The organism is Flavobacterium sp. MEB061 (genome assembly GCF_000834715.1).
Lineage (GTDB): Bacteria > Bacteroidota > Bacteroidia > Flavobacteriales > Flavobacteriaceae > Flavobacterium > Flavobacterium pectinovorum.
In genome coordinates this window covers 144,651-167,839 of the sequence record NZ_JXQR01000014.1, presented here as the reverse complement: position 1 = coordinate 167,839, position 23,189 = coordinate 144,651, and the positions used below count along the sequence as shown (strand labels likewise).

The window sequence follows — 23,189 nt, the reverse complement described above, 5'->3', positions numbered from 1 at the left end:
GTGTAATTATTTCCATGTTAAAAAAGGCAAAAATAATGTTTTATATTAACTAGCAAACAGATGTTTACTAAAAAAAAACAATAAATTAGGGTAAATAAAATATTAACTAAAATAAATAAGCAAATACCAAGAAAATACCTATAATTATTTAATTGTACTGAAAATAGATTGAAATTATACGATGCGTGTAATGATGAATTTCATAAAAAAAGACTGCCCAGAAATTGAGCAGTCTTTATTTATTTTATCAATTCTAAAGCTTAAGCCATAAACAAAGCATATTTATTATAATTATATAAAACCTGATCATATGGCACTAAAAGTGGCGCAATTTTTTCTGAAGACGCATTGAATGTAATTCCGTTATGCTTTCTGAATAAATAGATCTCTTTTAAACAATTTGACAAACTTTGGTGAATTGATGTTGTAAAAGTTGGCAATTGTTTGTCGCCTACCAACAAATCAATTTGGTAATTTGAACTACTTTTAGAAAGATTGTTTCCAATGATTCTTATCGTAAATGTGGTCGATTTTCCGTATTGTTCACCTTGATACTGTATTACCATAATTTTAGTATTTAGAGTTTTAAAATTAGTTTTTTCTTCACTTCAGATCGTATTCAATATTAAAGTTATGAAAAAAAACATGTTGTTTCACAAACTGATTCTTAAATATCAATTTATGGCAAAGTTACTATAAATTCCATTTCAAGAATTTTTTATTTAAGACTTAATAATAATTTAATTCCAAATATCGGCAATTGCTTTACGTTCGATATTAATAGCAAATAAAGGTGTTTCCTCTTCATTATGTAATGCAACATTTTGCATCATCTGACTTTTTACAATTGCTAAATCAGTAATATTAATTGATTTTAATAACGCTAAAAACTCTTCGGTTGCGCTCACAATTACACGATTAGAAAACTCACAGCTGTCATTAGATAACGCTGTAACTTTTAACTCCCAGGTAATCCTCAATTTAGTTGTTCCCAAAGAAGAAATTGAATCTGATACAGAATTTACTCTGCAATGATTTGTACCTCCTATTTCTTCAATATAATGCTGTACCAGAAGATTATCGGCAACTTTTTCAACATTTATTGACATTCTTTTTCCATCTTTTGAAATTGAAATTCCGCCAGCAATATGCCCTTCTGAGCAAGATTGATATTCATGATCTTTCAATGTAAAAAGCCATTCTGAAAGATTTATTTTTTCTGCAGCACAATGGATTATTGCCGTTGCAGTAGATTCAGCAAGTATTTCCATATTTATGACTCTAAAGATTTTACAAATTCAGCTGCAGATAAAAGAGAATGCCCGTAATTGGGAAAATTAGTTTCTACAGTAGCTTTTATTTCTTCCTGATTAAAAGCACCAATTCCGTCCTTAATTAAGGTAACATGATAACCTAATTCAACACCATATCTTGCAGTAGAATCAATACAAGTGTTTGCTCGCATTCCAGCAATTATAATATGATCGATATCGTACATTTTTAAAAGAAAATCCAAGTCAGTATTAGCAAAACCACTTGCTGTCCAATGATTTTGCGCTATTAAATCTCCATCTTCCGGCAAAAGTTCCGGATGAAATTCTGCACCCCAGCTACCCTCTTCAAAAAGCGTCAAATTTTTACTACCATTATGTGATGGAGAAAAAAATTTCCAATTTAAATAATCTCCTTTTTGAGTATGTCTATGTGGTGCATAAACAATTTGAATTTTATGTTTCCTTGCTGCCGCTAAAACATTTTTCATATTCTGAACGACATTTCCATTCTGGACAGTTTCTTTTACAAAAGGCCAAAGTTTTCCATTCTCAGAAAGGAAATCATTAAAAGGATCAATCAATATCAATGCGGTTCTTTCATTTTGATAAACACTCATAATTTTATATTTAGAAATTAAAAATATTTAGCCTCAAAACCTAAACCAAATCATAACTAATTAATTTTAAACAACTTACAATAAGCAAGATTGTTTAAATATCACTATTACTATGATTATCATCGAAATATCAAAAAATACGGCAAAAAAAAACCGTAACGAGAGTTACGGTTTCAACAATTAACTAAATATATTTAATCAACTTGTTAACGAGAGTAAAATTCATTCATAAGCACGATTAATTTTGGGTAACAATTGTAGTTTCTTTTTCAGTATTAATTTCTAGTAAAACAGGATTCCCGTTTTCGTCAAGCATAGTCATATTTAAAACATCTAATACGGCTAAGTTCTTAGAAACAGTTCCTTTAAATTTATTATGAGACAAATTCAATTCAGTTAAATTATGTAATTTTTCAAGTCCACCCGGAATTTCACCTTCCAAATTATTATCAAATAAACTTAAATTTTGCAAAGCATGAAAATTTATAATTTCAGGATTCAAAATTCCTGTAAGTTTATTATTATTCAAAAGTAATACTTTTAAAGTAGAAATTTTATATAATGAACCAGGTAAATCGCCTTTAATTTCATTATTAAACAAAGCAAGAATTTCCAATTGTGCTAACTGTCCGATTTCCAATGGTAATTCTCCTGAAATTTTATTTTTAAAAAGTTCTAAATCTTTAAGTTTTTTTAATTCGCAAATAGATTTCGGTAAAGATCCGGTTAATTTATTATCAGAAATATTCAAAATTTCAAGTTCTTTCAGGTTTCCAATTGCATTTAACAATGACCCTTTAAGATTATTTTGATGCAAATCGATGCTTTTTAAAAATACCAAATTAAAAAATTCAGAAGGAAGTTCTCCCTGCAAATTATTATCAGATAAATTAAGTCCGATTACTTTTCCGTCTTCAACCTGAACACCATACCAATCTAAAACAGAAGTGGATAAATCCCATTTTATTTTCCAATGCGTCCCATTTGTCGCATTATAAAATTTAATTAAGGCATTTTTCTCTTTTTCTGAAACAGTATCTGCATAAATATTCAATGAAAATATAAAAGCTAGAAAAATTGGGGCTAAGCTTTTCATAACAAAATTTGGGGGTTTGTTTCTGCGTGTAAAAATATACTTTTTACAGATAAAAAACATATGGTGTAGATAAACTGTTAATAAGTAAATATTTAATCGTATTTTTACTACTTTTTAAATATTCAGAAATAAATTAAATTTTAATTAAATTTGACCAACTAATTATAAAAACCTCATATTATGGAAATTAACTTTATCGCATTATTATTAGCTGCAATTGTAACCCTTGTAGTTGGTTTTATTTGGTACAATCCAAAAGTTTTTGGAACGATCTGGATGAAAGAAAATAATTTGACACAAGAAGAACTTCGAACAGGAAACATGCTCAAAATTTTTGGGTTAACCTATGTTTTCTCTGTTATGATTACAATGACACTTATGTCATTAACAATTCACCAGTCTGGAGCTATTGGAATGGTTGGCGGACCACCAATGATAGATAGCGCAAAACCATCATTTCAAGCATTTATGACAGATTACGGAATGGCTTATCGAACTTTTAAACACGGAGCACTTCATGGGTTTATATCCGGTCTGTTTTTTGCTTTTCCAGTAATTGGGATTAATGGATTGTTTGAAAGAAAATCATGGAAATACATTTTTATTCATGCCGGATACTGGCTTGTTACACTAACTTTAATGGGCGGTATTATTTGTGCATTTGCTTAAAAATATAAAAATCAAAACCCGTTTAAAGTAAATCTTAAACGGGTTTTTCTTAATAATAACTTAAACAAGTCCTGTTATTATAAATATTATCTAATTTTGAACAAATTAGCAATTACTCTTGAATACAACTTATTCTTTTCAAATATATAAAAGCGCATCATTACTACCCTTAGAATGGAATTCGCTTGCAACTAAAAACATTTTCTTGACTCGGGAATACCTCGAAGTGCTTGAAAAATCTTCTCCGGTAAATATGATTTGCCATTTTATCGGAATTTTTAAAAGTGAAAAATTAGTTGGAATTGCTTTAACCCAATTTCTGTTTACAGAAAAACTGGAATCTTTTGGCGAACGCGACCAATGTTTAAAAACATCTGTACGTAATTTTGCCTTCAAAAAATTTGCATCACATGTTTTATTTATTGGCAACAATATGCTGACTGGCCAAAATGCATTTTCATTTGTCGAAAATGTAAATCAGTCTAAAATTATTAAAACACTCCATAAAGCCATTAATGAACTTAAAAAAGAACTTAAGTCAATTGGCAAAAAAGTGCATATTACCAGCATAAAAGATTTTACCGAAAGTGAAATAGAACCATTAAAAGCTGAATTTAAAAATAATTTTACGTTTTCGACTCAGCCTAATATGATTTTCGAAATCAATAAAAAATGGAAATCAGAACAAGATTATATTGATGCACTCTCTAAAAAATATCGGGATCAATATAAACGTGCAAGAAAAAAAATGGACGGCATCGAAAAAAGGAAAATGCCTTTGGAAGAGATTATCAAACATGAAAATGTGATTTATGATCTTTACTCCCATGTCGCCAAAAATGCACCTTTCAATACTTTCTTTCTGGCTAAAAATCATTTCAGCACTTTTAAGGAAATCATGAAAGAGAATTTTCTTTTTTACGGTTATTTTTTAGATGGAAAACTAATTGGCTTCAATACTTTAATTAAAAACGGAACTGTAATGGACACTTATTTCCTGGGCTACGACGAAAGTATTCAACGCGAAAAAATGCTGTATCTTAATATGCTTTACGACATGATTGCGTACTCTATCAATCAGGGCTTTACCGAAATAGTTTTTGCACGAACAGCTCTCGAAATAAAAAGTTCTGTTGGTGCAAAACCATTAAAAATGTACGGCTTAATTACACATACTAATGCGTTAATTAATAAAAACATTGGTAAATTATTCGATTATTTAGAACCAAAAACCGATTGGAAAGAGCGAAATCCATATAAAGAAATTAGTTAAGGAACCGCAATTTTCATTTGTTTGTGTAAAATATGAATTTCTAAATCGGTTTGAGCACCGCAATATTCTCCATCAATTTGAAAATTAACCGGATAATCCGTTTTTATAGTCGCTTTATCTGTCGAGATAATTACCACATCATCTGAATCTAGAGGCATATTTCCGGTAATAATTTTTCCGAGCAATAATACATCCAGACTTTTTAAAATCACCAATTCAAATCTGCCATCGTTCATAGCACCATTTGGATTGATCGTAACGCCTGTTCCGTATTTCTGCGAATTGGCAATTACAATAATTCTGGCTGTATGTTCCACTGTTTCTTTATTCGTGGTAATAGTTGCTACAAAAGGTGCGGCAGATTCAACCAAAGTTGTGTAGGCTTGCAATGCATAACCCCAAATTCCGCGTAGATTACTTTGTTCGTAATTTTTTACCAAATCTGCATTAATACCAATATCGCTTAAATGGATACTTTTTTTGCCGTTAATACAAATCATATCCATTTCGATATAATGATTGAGAAAGGCAATTTTTAGGTTTTCCTCGATCGTTGTCGGCAAACTTAAATCAACTGACAGGCCATTTGCAGAGCCTGCAGGCAAAATTCCAATGATAATATCGTGATCTTCCATCGCTTCGGCAACCATTTTTATGGTCCCGTCACCTCCGGCAACAATAATTCGTTCTGGCTTATATTGATCGTAAAGTGATTGTATTTGTCTTAAATCGCTTTTGCCTGTAGTTTCATAAACTTCAAGATCAAAATGATTTGTAGTTGCAAACTCTTGTACGGCTTCTATTAAATCTGTTTTATCCAGATCTCCCGAAATTGGGTTTACAACAAATATGATATTCTTTTTCAAAATTTTATTTTTTAAACCGATTAAAATAATTAATTTACAGTCTACATAAAAATACACAATTAATGAAACCAATCCTACAATTATATCGCGGTTATGCTAATGAACAAGAATTAATTGTAATGGGACACGTTTTTAAAAGGACTTATGAATACGATTTTCAGAAAAAAAACCTAAAAAATGCCAAATCAATAATCAATCAGTTCAGAATAAAAACTATTAAAAATCATGATGTTTATCTAAAATTAGGCAATCAGGAAATACATTCAAAAACATTAGACGATGGTTATTTTAAATTTTGCATTCCGATAGAAAAAGAATTTGATTTTGGATGGATGGAATATGAAGTAAATATCAAATACGAATCTGAAATTATATCTGCTACAGGAAGTTTCATCAGGCCTCACGACGGAAATCTTGGAATTATATCTGATATTGACGACACTTTTTTGATTTCGCACACCAAAAATATCTTCAAAAAAATATACATTCTTTTGTTTAAAAATGTAAACGATAGAAAAGTATTTAAAGATGTTGTTCCGCATTATCAGGCTTTAAGCTCAGCCGGAAGGAATAATAAAGATGAGCAAAATGCCTTTTTTTATATTTCGAGCAGTGAATGGAATTTGTATCAATTTATTACAAGATTCACCAAAATACATCAATTACCAAGAGCTGTTATTTTATTGAAAGATATTAAACGCGGCATTACTGATTTTTTTATGAGCGGAAGAGGAAACCATGATCATAAATTTGATAAAATAAAACATGTTTTAGAGTTTTACCCCAATCTTAAATATGTTTTATTGGGAGACGATTCGCAACATGATCCGATTTTATATGAGCGTATTTGCAAAATATTTCCCGTAACGGTAAAAGCGGTTTATATTAGACAAACCGGCAAACGTAAAAAAGAAGCTACGAAGACTATTTTGAAAAATTTAGAAAATCTAGAAGTTTCAGTTTGTTATTTTAAAGATAGCAGTGAGGCAATTATGCATTCTAAATCTATTGGGATTATAAAGTAGTTTTTTTGTTTCGGTTTTCATGTTTCAAGTTCTTATTGTAACGTGCAACTTCAACATCAAACTTAAAACCTGAAAACTGCAACTGAAAACTGTGACTCAATTAGCCCAGATTGAAGTGAAAAGCCCAGAGCTAAAAAAAACTAATTTTTCTTGCCGGAAAACAGCGACCAGCGGAAGCTCGTTTTATGGCTTAGAAAAATAGTTTTTTTAGTGTCCCGATAGCTATCGGGATGTAACGGAAAGCTGGATAGCTCCTGAAAATCATAAAAAAACCTTTATCAAAGTTCAAAACTTCAATAAAGGTTTATATAATGAAATCTCATTTCAAAAAACTGAAACTGATACTGAAAATTAATTAAGCATTAAAATTATCAATCTCTTCCTGAACCACTTCCCAGTCTAAAAGTAATTGGTCAAGGTCTTTTTTCTTTTTATTGTATGCTGTAAAAAACGAAGCATCTTCGATATGTTTGTCGTAATTAGAAGCCAGCAATTTATCATCGTGTTGAATGTCTTTCTCTAATTGCTTGATTTGACTTTCGACTTTGCTTAATTTGTTTTGAAGTGCTTTTCCTTTTTTCTGGTCTTCGTATGAAGCTTTATTGGTTTCTTTTGGAGCAGCCGCTTTTGCAACATCTTTTTTCTCGACTTCGCGCATGTTTTCAAGATTGCGCTGTTCTAAGAAATAATTGATATCTCCTAAATATTCTTTTATCTTTTGATCTTTAAATTCATAAACAATGTTAGACATTCCTTGCAGAAAATCTCTATCGTGAGAAACCAATAATAAAGTTCCTCCAAATTTTTGCAAAGCTGCTTTTAAAACGTTTTTAGATTTGATATCTAAGTGGTTCGTAGGCTCATCCATCAACAAAACGTTGATTGGCTGCAACAACAACTTACAAAGTGCCAAACGGTTACGCTCGCCTCCTGAAAGTACTTTTACTTTTTTCTCGACATCATCGCCACGGAATAAAAACGAACCTAACATATCACGCACTTTAGATCTATTGGTGTCCATTGCGGCATCTTCCATTGTTTGTAGCAATGTAATTTCGCCATCAAGATATTCTGCCTGATTTTGAGCAAAATAACCTAATTGAACGTTGTGCCCTAATTTGATATTTCCCTGATATTCAAACTCATTTACAATAGCTTTAATGAAGGTTGACTTTCCTTGGCCGTTTTGACCAACAAAAGCAATTTTGCTTCCGCGTTCTACCAATAAATCGATATCTTTTAAAATAACTTTATCGCCGTACGCTTTAGTGACATGTTCAGCTTCAACAACCACTCTTCCAGGTTCTTTTGAAACAGGAAAAGAAATATTCATTACAGAATTGTCGTCTTCGTCAACTTCAATTCTTTCTACTTTATCTAGTTTTTTAATCAATGATTGCGCCATTGAAGCCTTTGAAGCTTTTGCACGGAATTTTTCGATTAATTTTTCTGTTTCTTCAATTTTCTTAGCCTGATTCTTTTGAGTAGCTAATTGTTTCTCACGAATTTCATGGCGCAATTCTAAATATTGAGAATAGGGTTTATTAAAATCATATGCTTTTCCTAATGAAATTTCGATTGTACGATTCGTAACATTATCCAAAAACATTTTATCGTGCGATACAATCACCACAACACCAGGATAATTGCGAAGGAAACCTTCTAACCAAATGATACTTTCGATATCCAGGTGATTCGTTGGCTCATCGAGAAGCAATACATCATTTGATTGCAATAATAATTTGGCTAATTCGATACGCATTCTCCAACCTCCTGAAAATGTTTCAGTTTGGTTATTAAAAACTTCTCTTTTGAAACCTAATCCTAAAAGAATTTTTTCCGTATCACCTACATAATTATAACCTCCTAAAAGTTCAAAACGGTGTGTGTAATCTGATAAGTCTTCAATGATTTGGCTGTATTCTTCACTTTCATAATCGGTTCTGGTAACCAATTGGTGATTAATTTGTTCCAGTTTTTTTTCAACAATTTTTATCTCTGTAAAAGCTTCGTAAGCTTCTTCAAGAACGGTCCTTCCTTGTTCAAAATCGATATCCTGACGTAAAAACCCCATCCTGATATCTTTCTCCTGAGAAATAACTCCAGAGTCAGGAGCAAAATCTCCTGCTAACATTTTAAGCATGGTAGATTTTCCTGCACCATTTTTTCCAACAAGTCCTACCCGATCACCGGCACCTAACCGAAAAGTTACTTCTTCAAACAAATAAGTACCTCCGAAAGAAACCGATAAATTATGTATATTAAGCATGTATTGTTATTTTATAACTAATTGATTTTGTAAATTTACAATCCCAAATCAATGGGAATATTAATTTTTTGCAAATGTTAAAAAAAGGATCCAAACTAAATAGTATTTTAACAGGAAGTTGTCCAAAATGTCAAAAAGAAAGTATGTATTTAGACAAAAATCCGCTTCATTTGACTAAAGTTCTAAAAATGAACGATCATTGTAGTCATTGTGGATTAAAATATCAGATTGAACCATCGTTTTTTTACGGTGCAATGTATGTAAGTTACGGATTGAATGTTGCTGTGGGAATTGCGGCTTTTATTGTTTCATTTGTGTTTTTTGGAGTTACTATAGAACAATCATTTTTGGCTATAGTCATCTCATTAGTTGTTCTATTTCCATTTGTTTTAAGGCTTTCAAGAAACTTATACATTAATATGTTTGTTTCGTACGATCCTAAGGCCGGTCATAAATAAGCGTTTTCAAATATTTTTTATGAAATCTTTTAATATCAATTTCAGGACTTAAAGGAATATCATTTTCAATATTATCAAATAAAGCTTTTGCCATAGCAGGTCCAAGCATTACGCCGCGCGTTCCTAATCCGTTAAGAATATGCAGCGATTTACGTTCATGATGTGTTCCAATCAAAGGTCTTCTGTCTTTAACCGTTGGTCGAACTCCACCAAAATGCTGTATGATTTCAAAATCACACATCAGAATTTCTTTAATACGATCAATAAGCTCCTGTTTTCCTTCTTCAGTTGGTAAATCGGTTTTGTCCTGCCAATTATAAGTTGCTCCTACTTTAAACAAGTCATTACCCATTGGCAATATAAATACACTGGTATTTACAATAACATTAAGGTCCAAATCGGGTGCTTTTATAACAAGTAGTTCACCTTTTGTTCCATCCAAAGGCAAGTAATTAAAAAAAGCATTTTTATGTAATCCAAAGCCTTCTGCAAAAATAATATTGCGGGCTTTTATATTTTTGTATTGAATTCCGTAATCAAAAAATTCAACGTAGAGAGAGTCAAAAGATTCCTCAACTAATAGATTATTTTCTTGTAAGTATTTCTTATAGGTATCTAATAATAATGCCGTGTCTACATATCCTGTATGCAATACTTCTCCATAATCGTATGGAGAGTCAATACCACTATATTTTTTAGAAATTATTTTTGTAGATAAAAAAGGTGCAAGTTTTTTTTTATCCGAAGCAGCAAACCAGTTATTTTGCTCTTCAATCGAAAAAAACTTCCTTAAAATAGGAAGCCTGAAATTAAATTTCGTTTGTAGCTTTCTTTCAATATCATTGTAAAATTCGTCCATTAAAGTCAATTGTTCTTCTGCATTCCAAACTTCACTGAAACGTTTTAAAATAACCGGATTATACAAACCACCAGCAACTCTTGAAGAAGCTTGCGATTTATTATCCATTACTAAAATAGATTTATTGTTTTTAAGGGCTATTTCAGCAAATGAAATTCCGGCTAATCCAGATCCGACAATTAAATAATCAAACATATTGTAATAGGTAAAAGAAAAAAAACTCTTAATACAAAAGTACTAAGAGTTTTTGTTATAATGCATATAGAGACTTAGTAGTTCCACATATCTTGCTCAAAATTACGGATTTTCTCTTTTACTCTTTCAGATTCAAACAATTGACTTTGCGCATCATCTCTTATATATTGTTTGATCTCACGATCTCCATACATATTTTCTTCTTTATAGATAACTGCATTAAATCGCCTTGAATTCAATATCTGATCAAAAGAAATTGGTACAGCCGAATTAGCATCATTAAAAGCTTTTGCTTCATGCAATGCAACCCGTGCATCTGGGAAGAAAACCCAAAATAATTCAATATAATCCTTTTCGTCACTATTCATGGTATAAACGTCCGGAGTTACAGGGCAAATACCTAATAAACGATATTTTAACTCACTTTGACGTTTGTCAAAATACCAATATCCTTTAATTTTATATTGTGTAACATCTGCTGCTGTAAGATCTTGCCTTAAGATATATTCAGCAGGGACCGTTCGTGTTGGCCCTATAGTTTGATCAACATAGGTTACGACTTTCTTTTTACCTGTTCCAGTTACTACTTTTTTCTTCACTACCCGTGTCTTATAGTCATCAGGATATTGATTAATCAGTTCTCTACCCGCATCTGTTGTGTCAACACGAGATAATGAGCCTTGAATATCTTTTAAAGTTTTTTTGGTATTAAAATAACTATCAGAATACACTTCTGTTATTTTTCCATTTCTCATGGCTTTGGTCAAAACATCATACAAGGAACGTCTGTCTGGACCAATATTAGCAGAATCTACGGGAAAATATAATGGAAAGTTGATTTTTTCGTTTAAATCAATAATTTCCCAAACTGTCTTTCCCATTAAAACATCCCTGTCGTCAACATAACCATATGACAATGGCTTGTCATTGTCTGAAATAAGCTGAGCAGGGCTTTTTTGCCCAATTTGATCAGCTGTTTTTGCGTTAAGCAAATTCGACTGTGCATTAGAAACAAAACTTCCTAAGACCCATATAATAGCAACTAAAATTTTCTTTATATCCATCATCATATCGTTAAAACATTTCAAACGTAAAATTACATGTTTTATTGTTATTTTTCCTACATAAATAAAAAAAACAATAAAATTTAACAATTTCTCCAAAAGGGAATTAAGGATTAAAAAATCCAACCAATTTCAGGTATCAATAATTTTAATTAAGATGGGGCAAAAAAAAACTCTTACTACAAATATAGTAAGAGTTTTTTATAAAATTTTGATTTAGAACTTAGTAGTTCCACATATCTTGCTCGAAGTTACGGATTTTCTCTTTCACTCTCTCAGATTCTAACAACTGATTTTGCGCGTTATCTTTCATGTATTCTTTGATCTCACGATCTCCGTACAAGTTTTCTTCTTTGTAGACAACAGCATTAAAACGTCTTGAATTTAAAATTTGATCGAAAGATATTGGTAATGCTGAATTGCTATCGTTAAAAGCTTTTGCTTCATGCAAAGCTTCTCTTGAATTAGGATAGAAAATCCAGAACAACTCAATATAATCCTTTTCGTCACTGTTCATAGTATAAACGTCCGGAGTTACAGGACAAATACCTAATAAACGATACTTCAATTCACTCTGACGTTTGTCAAAATACCAGTATCCTTTAATTTTGTATTGTGTAACATCTGCAGAAGTAAGATCCTGTCTTAAGACATACTCAGCAGGAACTGTTCTTGTTGGCCCAACTGTTTCATCAACATAAGTAACCACTTTCTTTTTACCAGTACCAGTAACTACTTTTTTCTTCACAACACGTGTTTTGTAGTCATCAGGATATTGATTGATTAACTCTCTACCAGCATCTGTTGTATCAATACGAGATAATGAACCTTCAATATCTTTCAAAGATTTTTTAGTATTGAAATAACTATCAGAGTACACTTCAGTTATCTTGCCATTTTTCATAGCTTTAGTCAAAACGTCATATAATGAACGTCTGTCAGCACCAATGTTAGCAGTATCTACCGGAAAGTATAATGGAAAATTAATTTTCTCATTCAAATCAATGATTTCCCAAGTAGTTTTTCCCATCAATACATCTCTGTCATCTACATAACCGTAAGCTAACGGTTTGTCATTATCTGAGATAAGCTGTGCAGGAGTCTTAAGTCCTATTTGTGCAGGTGTTTTTGCATTAAGCAAATTAGATTGCGCGTTAGCAGCAAATCCTCCTGCAATAGAAACAATAGCTATTAAAAAATTTCTTACTTTCATCGTGGTATCATTATAAGATATTGAACGTAGTTTTACCTACTTTATTATTGTATTTCGTAAATTACCGGAGCAGTTCTTGGTAATAAATAACTACCAGCTCCAACAAGTTTAGTTTTAATTTCAGAAATAGTAACCTGATCTCCTTTTCCAGCTCTTGAAAGAATTTGCTTGCATTGTGCATTTAATCTGTTACCAGAAACAACAACTGTAGGTTGTCCAGTAACTTTTAAGTTAAATCCAACAACATCTAAACCAACTTCGAAATCAAAATCAAGTAATTTAGCACCAATTGTAGCAATTTCTAAGTTAGATTTAGGCCCTTTAACAACACCCATTTCACCTCTAATTGTACCTGTTGGTCCAGGAATACCTTTAATTCTAAATGTTTTCTTATCTGTAACTTTATCTCCGTTTGGTAATGTTCCGGTAACAGAAATTGTAGCTTCTGTTCCTTGACCCGGGCTCATATTATATTTACCTGGTTTACCAGCAGAAGCTAATCCTGGCGCGCTTGCAACAATTTTGTTAGCATCAACACCAGCAAAAGATACAGAAATTGGGTTAACAACTCCTCTATAAACAACATTCATTTTATCAGCAGAAATAGTAGCTGAGTTAGGTCTTGGTACTACAACATATTTTCCAGCAAATTTAAGTGGAATGTTTTTACCATCCTCTAAGAATGTAAATTGTCCATTAATATCTTGCTCTCCAACACCACCTGCAGTTAATGAAATAACAGCTTGTCCGTTAACAATTTGTCCAGGACCTTGGAATGAAGTTGGTTTTGTGTTTTCGTCATAACGACCTAAAACTACTTTACCTGTTACTTTTTCTCCTTGAAAATAAGCATTTTTATCTAAAACAACGATCGCCTGATAATTACTGTAAGAAGCAGCAGCAACCGCAGCTTTTCCTAAAGCACTGTTGTAAACATCAGTTTCAGCTTTTTTAACGTCATTTTGCCAAGTTGAAAGTTTTGCAGCCGAAGCAATTGCAGGGAAACCTTTAAAGTGGTAATCTAAGTATTTTTGTTTTACACCTTCTTTATTTTTTACATCAGAAACATCGAATTTTTTTTCAATCTCTGCGATAATTGGAGCATATTTTTTATCTGTTCCTAAAGCAGCTTTCATGTCTGCCTTGTATTTTTGAATTGCAGCAATAATATCGTTACCTTTTTTAGTGTAACCGTCTCCTGTAAACCAGTCGTCGATATTATCTCCTCTATCCATTGCCTCATAAGGCAATTTTCCAGTTTCTTTCTCTACTTCAAAACCTTTGATAGATTGAGCCTTTAAAGTTGCTATATAATCATAAAATCCTTTTGAGATAGCTTCTACTTTGTGAGCAGTTACTGCAGCAATAGCGAATTCTCCTTTTGCTTCAGCAGCTTTTTGATCTAAAGATGTCAATAATGAAGTGTTTGTTGCAACTGAAGAAGTGTTTGCATCTTCAAATTTTTCATTCATCAAACCAAAAGCAGAAATTACTTCTTTCGATACGTTCATTGCCAACATTGCGATGAAAACCAGATACATCAGGTTAATCATCTTCTGTCTAGGGGTTAATTTTCCTCCTGCCATTTTTTTCTAATTAGTTCTTATTAATAATTTTAATATAATAGTCAAAAACTAATTATCCTTTGTTACTCATTGCAGAAAGCATACCACCGTAAACACTGTTTAAAGAAGCAATGTTTGCAGTCATAGATTGCATTTGTTCTTTTAATTTAGATGCATTGTCAGCAATTTCTTTATTAGCTTCAGCATTTCTTGAAGCACTTTCTAATTGAACTTTGTATAAGCTGTTTAATGATTCCATTTGAGCAGCAGCCATAGATAATTCTTCGCTATATTTTTTAGTAGAAGCGATTGAATCTACAGTAGGAGCAATTCCTTTAGCAGCTGATTCGAAATTTTTGATACTGTTTCCTAAACTTGACATTAACTCACCGTCAATTTTAGCTTCTTTTAACATTACGTCTAATTTTTGAGACAATAATCCTTGAGCATCAGAAGGAGTTTCTACTTTGTCAGATTTTTGTCTAGCTTGTCCGTTAGCTAATTCCGGGTAAACAAGTGTCCAGTCTAATTCATCTTCAACTGGTTCGAAAGCAGAAAGGGCAAAGATTAACGCTTCAGTTAACAATCCCACAGAAAGCATTACAGTACCTGTTAATGGTCCAATTTCAAAGTGAGTAATTTTGAATAATGCTCCAACGATTACTACTGCCGCTCCCATACCATAAGCGAAATTCATTGCTTTTTTACTTAATAATGCCATAATGATAATTTTTTTTTAGGTTTTAATTTAAAATAGATTCGATTTGGTTATTGATTTAATTATAATTTACTTTTTCTTTTTTCCGCCCGTTACTTGAGTTCCCATGTAATCTTGTACAGTTCTGAAACCAATATAACTTCTAGCAGAATCAGCGTATTCGTGATCACGAGTACTTACTTGTAGGAAGTAAGCAACGTCTTTCCAAGATCCTCCACGAACCACTTTTCTTTGGTTGTTTCCATCAATTACGTTAGGGTTCATTGTAGAAACATATTCGTAAGCATTTGGATTATAAGCTGAATCCGTCCATTCTGAAACATTTCCTGCCATGTTGTATAATCCGTAACCATTTACTTCATATGATTTAGCCTCAACTGTATACAAAGCTTCATCAGCAGCATAATCTCCTCTGCTTGGTTTAAAGTTTGCTAAGAAACAACCTCTGTCACTTTTAGTATAAGGACCACCCCAAGGATAAGTAGCAGATTCCAGACCTCCTCTTGCAGCATACTCCCATTCTGCCTCAGTTGGCAATCTGAAAGAGTTTACTAAGTCACGTCCTTTTTTCTTAGATTTAATGTAGCTGTTTTTATTTAAAGTTCTCCAAGCACAAAATGCTTTTGCTTGTTTCCATGTAACTCCAACAACAGGGTAATCTCCATAAGCTTTGTGCCAGAAATAATCATTATGCATTGGCTCATTATATGAGTAAGCAAAATCTTTAATCCACACAGTAGTATCAGGATAAATTCTCACCTGCTCTGTTTTTACAAAGTCTTTTCTTTTTCCAACTTTAGCTTTTGCTGCAGCCTGAATATCCATCCAAGAATAACGGAATTTCAATTTATTTACATCAACTGTTCTTAAACCATTATATGATTCTTCAATTGGCAAATACATAGAGTCCATTACCTCAGTATAATACTCATCCGGATAACCTTTTGTATCTTTAATTAACTTAACTTTTTTGTTTAATTTTCTACCAGCATAAGGATCATCTTTTGTTCCAACACTATAGTAGTTATCATACATATACTTATCGTAAGCCGTCATTTTATCTGGCTCAGAATCGTTAAATGCATAATCAGCAATACTTCCAGCTTTTTTACCTTTACCATCTGACGATGCTTTTTGACCAGTTTCATCAGCTAGAATAGCCAAACGCACTCTCATTGTAGAATCTTTTACCCATTCTACAAATTGACGATACTCACTGTTAGTGATTTCAGTTTCATCCATGTAAAACGAACGAACTGTTACAGTTTTAGTTGGAGCATCCTCAACATTAGCTAAATCAGCATCTGATTTACCCATGATAAATGATCCACCTGGAACCAAAGTCATTCCATATGGCTTTTCGGGATGCCATTTCCCTCCTGTAACACCAACTAACTCTCCTTTGTCACCTGACTTACCACAGCCGATTACTAGTGTTAAAATTGCTGCAAATGCAATAAACTTCTTCATATAAATTTGGGATTATCTATTCATTATTATAAGTCCGTAAACGTATTTATTATTTATTAAAAAAACAACACTACTCACGAAATTTATTTCACCGTTCAAAAATAATGTTAAATAAAATAAAAAAAAAATATTTTGTCGATAAACTAACGCAAAAAACCGACGTAAAACGTTAAATTTTATATTTTATAAATATTAACTTACTAAATTTATTTAACAAATTTTTACAAAAATTCTATTTTTCTGATTTTCGTTAAATTTTTGCTCTACAAAGCGTTTTTTCTCTGCGCTTTCCACCATCTTTCCGGCAATTCTTGGTTGCAAGCGCACAAATATTCGTCGTAAGAACAGGGTAATAACGTATTTCTTTTCAATTTATTGTGACCATTTGATTCAAATGGAATTTCGATCCACCAACGATCAGTTTTGTCACTTTTATAAAAAATTAATTCTTCATCTTCCATTGGAACTATATATTTCAAATAGTTCGTTCTGCTTCCAAAAGGATACTCTTTAGAACGATAATGATACCCTTCTATAAAATACCAAATAATTTGCGCAATCATTGCAGACTCATATACGGTATTATTGTGATTAAAGATTCCAAATGACGAAACTTTATCACTAATTCCCGCGTATCTTGCTAAAGCACAGATCTCTTTACCATTAAAACCATTAGGTTCAAAAGTAACATTATTACCCGAAGCAGATGATTTTACCGAATTCAAATCGATACTAACTAAATCAGCATCTCTAAAAACAGGCTCTGCCAGAGCTATATTATTCGAAATTTCACCTAATCGGTATGCGTCAAAGAACAATTTTTCTATCAAATCAATTTCTTCCTGAGAATTGTAATAGGTTTGATATCCGATATTACAATAATTAAAAAGATTATTTGGCTCATCAATTATGATTTTTGTGAGATACGAATTGGCTGAAACCGTCTCATTTTCCTTACCAAAATCAAATCTGTTATCTACAGCAACCATATTAACCATTTGCTCTAAATCATCATAAGCACGATACAAAGCATAGGTTAAATCCTGTGAACCTCCCAGGACTATAGGAATCACTTTATTCTTAATTAATGCCGAAGTTACCTTCTTAAGTGCAAAATAAGTATCCTCAACTGAATCGCCTGCAAGAATATCTCCCAAGTCAGCAATAGAAGCATCCCAATTACCCGGAAACATGCCATAAAGCTTTTTACGAACAGCCGTCAGGTTTACTTCATTAACGATATCAATATTTCTACGATCTTCTAAAACTCCAACAATAGCAATAGTAATTTTGCTTATGTCCGGAAACTGATCCTGTGTGTGCAAAACAATTTTACTACCCAATTCTTGAGAAGACAACGAACTAATGAATTTTAAAATTCCTTCGTTAACTGGTTCTAGAAAATCAAATTCCATTTTTTATTTCTTTTTTGCAGCTGCTTTTTTAGCTGGTGCTTTTTTTGCGGTTGTTGCTTTTTTTGCTGGCGTTTTCTTTGCCGGAGTTTTAGCTGCAATCATTTCCTGAACCTGAGCTAATGTCAATTGTGTAGCATCAACATCTTTGCTTAATTCAATTTTGATCTTACCTTTCGTAATCACCGAACGGCCCCAACGTGCTTTTTCAACCAAAATTCCTTCGTCTTCCCAATTGTGAAGAACTTTATCTATATTTTTCTGTAATTTATCTTCAATTAGTTCTTCAACATCTTGTTGCGATAAATTATCAAAATTGTATTTTTTGCTTACGTTTACAAAAAGACCGTTCCATTTAATGAAGGGACCAAAACGCCCCACTCCTTTTTGAACAGCTTCTCCTTTATATACTGCAATTGGCGCATCAGCAAGTGCTTTTTCGTCAATTAATTCCTGAGCTCTTTCTTTAGAAACTCCAAGCGGATCTTCTCCTCTTGGCAGGGAAATAAAAACACTTCCATGACGCACGTAAGGTCCATAACGGCCATTACTCACCTCTACTTCTTCTCCCTTATATTCACCTAGACTTTTAGGAAGCAAGAATAAATTTAAAGCTTCTTCAAGTGTAATGTTTCCAATATTCTGATCAGACATTAAGCTTGCAAACTTTTTATCTTCATCGTCTGCTTCTCCAATTTGAGCCATTGGTCCAAATTTTCCTAAACGTACGGATACTTGTCTTCCGTCAGCATCTTTACCCAAAATTCTTTCTCCACTTTCACGTTCTGCGTTAGCTTCAACTTCTTTTACATTTGGGTGGAATTTATTGTAGAATTCCTGCATCATGGTTGCCCAGTCAATATTTCCTTCGGCAATTTCGTCAAAATCCTGTTCTACTTTTGCTGTAAAATTATAATCAAGGATGTTTCCGAAATTTTTAACCAAGAAATCAGTAACAATTGTTCCAATATCTGTTGGAACTAATTTTCCTTTATCAGAACCTGTATTTTCTTTCAGCAACTTCTCTCCAACTTTACCAGTTTGCAAAGTAAGTTGCGTATAATTACGTTCCTGACCTTCTAGAGTTCCTTTTTCAACATAATTTCTGTTGATGATAGTAGAAATAGTTGGTGCGTACGTAGACGGACGACCAATTCCTAATTCTTCTAATTTTTTCACCAAAGATGCCTCTGTATAACGAGCCGGTGGCCTTGAATATCTTTCTGTAGCTGTAATATAATTGTTTACTAACTTTTCGTTTACTTTTAATGCAGGCAACATTCCTTCTTGTTCTTCCTCATCATCATCATGCCCTTCAAGATAAACTTTCAGGAAACCTTCAAAAAGCAAAACTTCTCCAGAAGCCGTAAAAAGTTCATCGTGATTATTAGCTTCAATTTTTACATTTGTTCTTTCTAATTGTGCATCACTCATTTGAGACGCTAACGTTCTTTTCCAGATCAAATCATACAAACGAGCCTGATCACGATCAATATTTACGGTATGACGCGACATATCCGTCGGACGAATTGCTTCGTGCGCTTCTTGTGCCCCTTTGCTTTTATTAGCAAAAGTTCGAGGTTTTGAAAACTCTTTTCCGTATGATTTTATGATTTCAGCTTCGGCAGCATCCATTGCATCTTTAGAAAGGTTCACACTATCCGTTCTCATATAAGTAATAAGTCCGGCTTCGTACAAACGCTGTGCAAGCTGCATGGTGATTCCTACCGGCAAATACAATTTTCTTGCAGCTTCTTGTTGCAATGTAGAAGTTGTAAATGGTGCTGTTGGAGATTTTTTGGTAGGTTTAGTTTCTAAATCTGCTACCTTATATTGTGATCCGATGTTTTGTTTTAAGAAATCTTCGGCTTCTTTTTTAGTATTGAAATTTTTTGGCAATTTAGCTTTAAAAGCTTTCCCTGCCTCATTTACGAATTCTGCAACAACAGAATAACTGGCAACTGCGTTGAAATTCTGGATTTCGCGTTCTCTTTCTACAATCAAACGAACAGAAACTGACTGTACACGTCCGGCAGAAAGTCCTCCTTTAATTTTTCTCCATAAAACCGGAGATAATTCATAACCTACTAAACGATCCAAAACACGGCGTGCCTGTTGTGCATTTACTAAATTATAATCAATTTCTCGTGGATTCTCGATTGCTTTAAGAATCGCAGATTTGGTAATCTCGTGAAAAACAATTCGTTTGGTTTTTTTTACATCTAGTTTTAATTCTTCCGCCAAGTGCCATGAAATAGCTTCTCCTTCGCGGTCCTCATCGCTTGCTAGCCAAACCATTTCGGCATTTTTAGATAGTGTCTTTAATTTACTTACTAAGGCTTTTTTATCAGGAGAAACTTCGTATTTAGGTTTAAATCCATTTTCAACATCTACCCCTATTTCCTTTGATGGTAAGTCGGCTATGTGTCCATAACTAGACTCGACCTGAAAATCACTTCCTAGAAATTTCTCTATCGTTTTCGCCTTTGCAGGTGATTCCACTATTACTAAATTCTTTGCCATTGATCTATTTTTCTGCAACAAAAGTAGAAGTTTTTTTTAAATATCAACTCCGATAATGCATTTTTGAGGTATTTTGATATTATGTTTCTAAAAATTGCAGATTTATCTGTAAAGTAATGCATTATATATATAGGTATAACTTTTAAAGAAAGTACGGTTCAGATATGCTCTTTTTTTAACAGTAAACTTCTTAGAAGGAATTTTAAATTCTAGATTTCAGACTTTAGCTTTTAGAATTATTTATATACTAAATGCTTTTGGAAACACTAAAATTTTACCGCAGAGGCCGCAAAGGTTTTACGCAAAGGTCGCTAAGTTTTAATTTTAAGCTGAAAAATTTCAGAAGAAGTTCGCAAAGCTTTGAGAATCTTTTTTAATCCTTTAATCTGAAACTAAGTTTATTAAAGAAAAGGCTTCTATAGGCACTATAAACCTATCTAAAATCTATCCCGAGGCTTCGGGACAGAATTCTAAAATCTTTTTCCTGCCATCTTGTCACAATTATACCTTTTGCGTTATCTTTGCACTTTGAAATTATACAATGGAAAAGATTATTGAAGAAAGCAAACAGGGCGAAAGTCTTGTTTTGGAGAATAAGCCTGAGAATACAAAAAAACTTTTTATAGAAAGTTACGGTTGTGCGATGAATTTTTCGGACAGTGAGGTCGTAGCTTCCATTTTATCGATTAACGGATATAATACTACTCAAACTCTTGAAGAAGCAGACTTGGTTCTGGTAAATACCTGCTCGATTCGAGATAAGGCAGAACAGACTATTCGCAAACGTCTGGAAAAATATAATGCAGTAAAACGTATTAACCCGAAAATGAAAGTAGGCGTTCTAGGCTGTATGGCCGAACGTTTGAAAAGTCAGTTTCTTGAAGAAGAAAAAATAGTCGACCTTGTTGTTGGTCCTGATGCTTACAAAGATCTACCCAATTTATTGGCAGAAGTTGAAGAAGGCCGCGACGCTATCAATGTCATTTTATCGAAAGAGGAAACATACGGAGATATTTCACCGGTTCGTTTGATGAGTAATGGAATTACAGCTTTGGTTTCGATTACCCGTGGTTGCGACAATATGTGTACGTTTTGCGTTGTACCTTTTACACGCGGACGTGAGCGTAGCCGTGAGCCACAAAGTATCATGAAAGAAATTCAGGATTTATGGGATAAAGGCTTTAAGGAAATTACACTTTTAGGTCAAAACGTTGACAGTTATCTTTGGTACGGCGGCGGTTTGAAAAAAGATTTTGTAAACGCCTCTGAAATGCAAAAAGCAACGGCAGTAGATTTTGATCAGTTACTTGAAATGGTTGCAGTAGGTTTCCCAAAAATGAGAATCAGATTTTCGACTTCTAATCCGCAGGATATGCATGAAAGTATTTTACATGTTATTGCCAAATATCCAAATATTTGTAAACACATACACTTGCCTGTTCAGTCCGGAAGCAACAGAATTCTAAAAGAAATGAATCGTTTGCACACTCGTGAAGAATATATGACTTTGATTGATAAAATCAAGACGATTATTCCGAATGCTTCGATTTCACAAGATATGATTGCCGGTTTTCCAACTGAAACTGAAGAAGATCACCAGGACACCATGAGTTTGATGGAATATGTGAAATATAATTTCGGTTATATGTATTCATATTCTGAGCGCCCTGGAACTTTGGCCGGAAGAAAAATGGAAGATGATGTTCCGGAAGAAACGAAAGCGAGAAGATTACAGGAAATTGTCGACTTGCAACAAAAACACGCCTGGTTCAGAAGCGAAGAATTCGTTGGACAAATCGTTGAAGTTCTTGTAGAAAAAGTTTCTAAAAAATCAAAAGAAGAATTCTCAGGAAGAAATTCTCAAAGTATTACAGTTGTTTTCCCAAAAGAAAACTATAAAATTGGAGATTTCGTAAACGTAAAAATCACAAGTTGTACTAGTGGAACTTTAAAAGGTGAAGCGGTTGGATATTCTGAAATGAATTAAGAAAATTTGTTTCAGGTTTCAAGTTTCAGGTTTTCTTTGTAACTTGAAACGTATATTAGATTGATTAAGAGTTATTAAAAACCAAATAAAATAAGAATGGAAAAAGAAATCGTTATTGAATATAAGCCTAACGTAGATGTTTTAGTTAAGGTTTCTAAATATCTGCTTTCGAGAATGGGTTTTGTAAAATTCATTATTTTTATTTTCTTTTTTGTTCTCTTACAAAACATAATTCTATCAACTACACAATCTGAAACCAATATTAAATGGGATATTTTTGATCTTCTACCTTTTGGAATGGTTATTTTGATTTGGTTTGGTATCTATTTTCTAACAATCAATAATATCAAAAAGAACATTCTTAAAAATAAAAAAAACCTGGAGTTTCAAAAAATAACTTTTACAAAAGACTCATTTACACAAGAAGCAGAAAGTTTTAGAATAGAAAATCCTTGGAAAGAATGTTTTCAAATTAAAGAAACAGACAAATGGATATTGATTTATTTAACTAAAACTTCTGCATTACCTATTATTAAAGAAGACTTAAAAGGCGATCAATACAGCGAATTAAAACTTCTTTTTAATTCAATAGACATAAAGAAAAGTTTAAAAAGTTAAGGGTAAAACTTGAAACCT

General features: G+C 32.6%; 20 protein-coding genes. 6 read left to right on the top strand and 14 right to left on the bottom strand.

Annotated features, from left to right (window positions below):
- Positions 1-260: 260 nt before the first annotated feature.
- The 4 genes from RT99_RS06325 to RT99_RS06310 form a co-directional block, all read right to left on the bottom strand.
- Positions 261-566, bottom strand: a complete 306-nt coding sequence (locus tag RT99_RS06325; RefSeq protein WP_042563887.1) for a hypothetical protein — start codon at positions 564-566, stop codon at positions 261-263.
- Between the two features lie 174 nt (positions 567-740).
- The gene (locus RT99_RS06320; protein ID WP_042563886.1) at positions 741-1,271 is read right to left on the bottom strand and encodes a hypothetical protein; all 531 of its coding nucleotides are present in this window, start codon (positions 1,269-1,271) and stop codon (positions 741-743) included.
- Between the two features lie 2 nt (positions 1,272-1,273).
- On the bottom strand, positions 1,274-1,891 hold the full coding sequence (locus tag RT99_RS06315; RefSeq protein WP_042563885.1) for an isochorismatase family cysteine hydrolase: 618 nt from the start codon (positions 1,889-1,891) through the stop codon (positions 1,274-1,276).
- Between the two features lie 238 nt (positions 1,892-2,129).
- The gene (locus RT99_RS06310; RefSeq protein ID WP_042564060.1) at positions 2,130-2,987 is read right to left on the bottom strand and encodes a leucine-rich repeat domain-containing protein; all 858 of its coding nucleotides are present in this window, start codon (positions 2,985-2,987) and stop codon (positions 2,130-2,132) included.
- Positions 2,988-3,167: 180 nt separating this feature from the next.
- Between RT99_RS06310 and RT99_RS06305 the strand changes: the two genes are divergently transcribed.
- Together RT99_RS06305 and RT99_RS06300 are read left to right on the top strand one after the other, a co-directional pair.
- The gene (locus RT99_RS06305) at positions 3,168-3,656 is read left to right on the top strand and encodes a DUF1761 domain-containing protein (protein ID WP_042563884.1); all 489 of its coding nucleotides are present in this window, start codon (positions 3,168-3,170) and stop codon (positions 3,654-3,656) included.
- 118 nt (positions 3,657-3,774) lie between these two features.
- Complete coding sequence (locus RT99_RS06300) at positions 3,775-4,929, top strand: peptidogalycan biosysnthesis protein (protein ID WP_042563883.1); 1,155 nt, start codon at positions 3,775-3,777, stop codon at positions 4,927-4,929.
- Here RT99_RS06300 and RT99_RS06295 read toward each other — a convergent pair.
- Complete coding sequence (locus RT99_RS06295) at positions 4,926-5,795, bottom strand: diacylglycerol kinase family protein (protein ID WP_042564059.1); 870 nt, start codon at positions 5,793-5,795, stop codon at positions 4,926-4,928. The genes RT99_RS06300 and RT99_RS06295 overlap by 4 nt on opposite strands.
- A gap of 62 nt (positions 5,796-5,857) precedes the next feature.
- On the opposite strand from RT99_RS06295, the gene RT99_RS06290 reads away from it, so the two are divergent.
- Positions 5,858-6,820, top strand: coding sequence for an App1 family protein (locus tag RT99_RS06290; RefSeq protein WP_042563882.1), 963 nt, complete (start codon positions 5,858-5,860; stop codon positions 6,818-6,820).
- Between the two features lie 355 nt (positions 6,821-7,175).
- On the opposite strand, the gene RT99_RS06285 is transcribed toward RT99_RS06290, so the two are convergent.
- Positions 7,176-9,089, bottom strand: coding sequence for an ABC-F family ATP-binding cassette domain-containing protein (locus tag RT99_RS06285; protein WP_042563881.1), 1,914 nt, complete (start codon positions 9,087-9,089; stop codon positions 7,176-7,178).
- Between the two features lie 74 nt (positions 9,090-9,163).
- Here RT99_RS06285 and RT99_RS06280 point away from each other — a divergent pair, with 74 nt between their 5' ends.
- Positions 9,164-9,547: a DUF983 domain-containing protein gene (locus tag RT99_RS06280; RefSeq protein ID WP_042563880.1), complete on the top strand. Its 384-nt coding sequence runs from the start codon at positions 9,164-9,166 to the stop codon at positions 9,545-9,547.
- Here the strand turns inward: RT99_RS06280 and RT99_RS06275 are convergent.
- The 8 genes from RT99_RS06275 to topA form a co-directional block, all read right to left on the bottom strand.
- Positions 9,528-10,601 carry an FAD-binding oxidoreductase gene (locus RT99_RS06275; protein ID WP_042563879.1) on the bottom strand — a complete coding sequence of 358 codons (1,074 nt, stop codon included), beginning with the start codon at positions 10,599-10,601 and terminating at the stop codon, positions 9,528-9,530. The two genes, RT99_RS06280 and RT99_RS06275, sit on opposite strands and share 20 nt — an antisense overlap.
- Positions 10,602-10,675: 74 nt before the next feature.
- Positions 10,676-11,665: a gliding motility protein GldN gene (gldN, locus tag RT99_RS06270; RefSeq protein WP_042564058.1), complete on the bottom strand. Its 990-nt coding sequence runs from the start codon at positions 11,663-11,665 to the stop codon at positions 10,676-10,678.
- A gap of 223 nt (positions 11,666-11,888) precedes the next feature.
- Positions 11,889-12,878, bottom strand: coding sequence for a gliding motility protein GldN (gldN, locus tag RT99_RS06265; RefSeq protein ID WP_042563878.1), 990 nt, complete (start codon positions 12,876-12,878; stop codon positions 11,889-11,891).
- Between the two features lie 44 nt (positions 12,879-12,922).
- A complete protein-coding gene (gene gldM / locus RT99_RS06260) occupies positions 12,923-14,464 on the bottom strand; it encodes a gliding motility protein GldM (RefSeq protein WP_042563877.1) in 1,542 nt (513 codons plus the stop codon).
- A 52-nt stretch (positions 14,465-14,516) separates the two neighbouring features.
- Positions 14,517-15,164 carry a gliding motility protein GldL gene (gene gldL, locus RT99_RS06255; protein WP_042563876.1) on the bottom strand — a complete coding sequence of 216 codons (648 nt, stop codon included), beginning with the start codon at positions 15,162-15,164 and terminating at the stop codon, positions 14,517-14,519.
- A 66-nt stretch (positions 15,165-15,230) separates the two neighbouring features.
- Positions 15,231-16,631, bottom strand: coding sequence for a gliding motility lipoprotein GldK (gene gldK, locus RT99_RS06250; RefSeq protein ID WP_042563875.1), 1,401 nt, complete (start codon positions 16,629-16,631; stop codon positions 15,231-15,233).
- A 263-nt stretch (positions 16,632-16,894) separates the two neighbouring features.
- Positions 16,895-18,046: a formimidoylglutamase gene (locus RT99_RS06245; RefSeq protein WP_042563874.1), complete on the bottom strand. Its 1,152-nt coding sequence runs from the start codon at positions 18,044-18,046 to the stop codon at positions 16,895-16,897.
- A gap of 3 nt (positions 18,047-18,049) precedes the next feature.
- On the bottom strand, positions 18,050-20,566 hold the full coding sequence (topA, locus tag RT99_RS06240; protein WP_042563873.1) for a type I DNA topoisomerase: 2,517 nt from the start codon (positions 20,564-20,566) through the stop codon (positions 18,050-18,052).
- 541 nt (positions 20,567-21,107) lie between these two features.
- Here topA and miaB point away from each other — a divergent pair.
- Positions 21,108-22,553, top strand: a complete 1,446-nt coding sequence (miaB, locus tag RT99_RS06235; protein WP_042563872.1) for a tRNA (N6-isopentenyl adenosine(37)-C2)-methylthiotransferase MiaB — start codon at positions 21,108-21,110, stop codon at positions 22,551-22,553.
- A 96-nt stretch (positions 22,554-22,649) separates the two neighbouring features.
- On the top strand, positions 22,650-23,171 hold the full coding sequence (locus RT99_RS06230; RefSeq protein WP_042563871.1) for a YcxB family protein: 522 nt from the start codon (positions 22,650-22,652) through the stop codon (positions 23,169-23,171).
- The last annotated feature ends 18 nt before the right edge of the window (positions 23,172-23,189 follow it).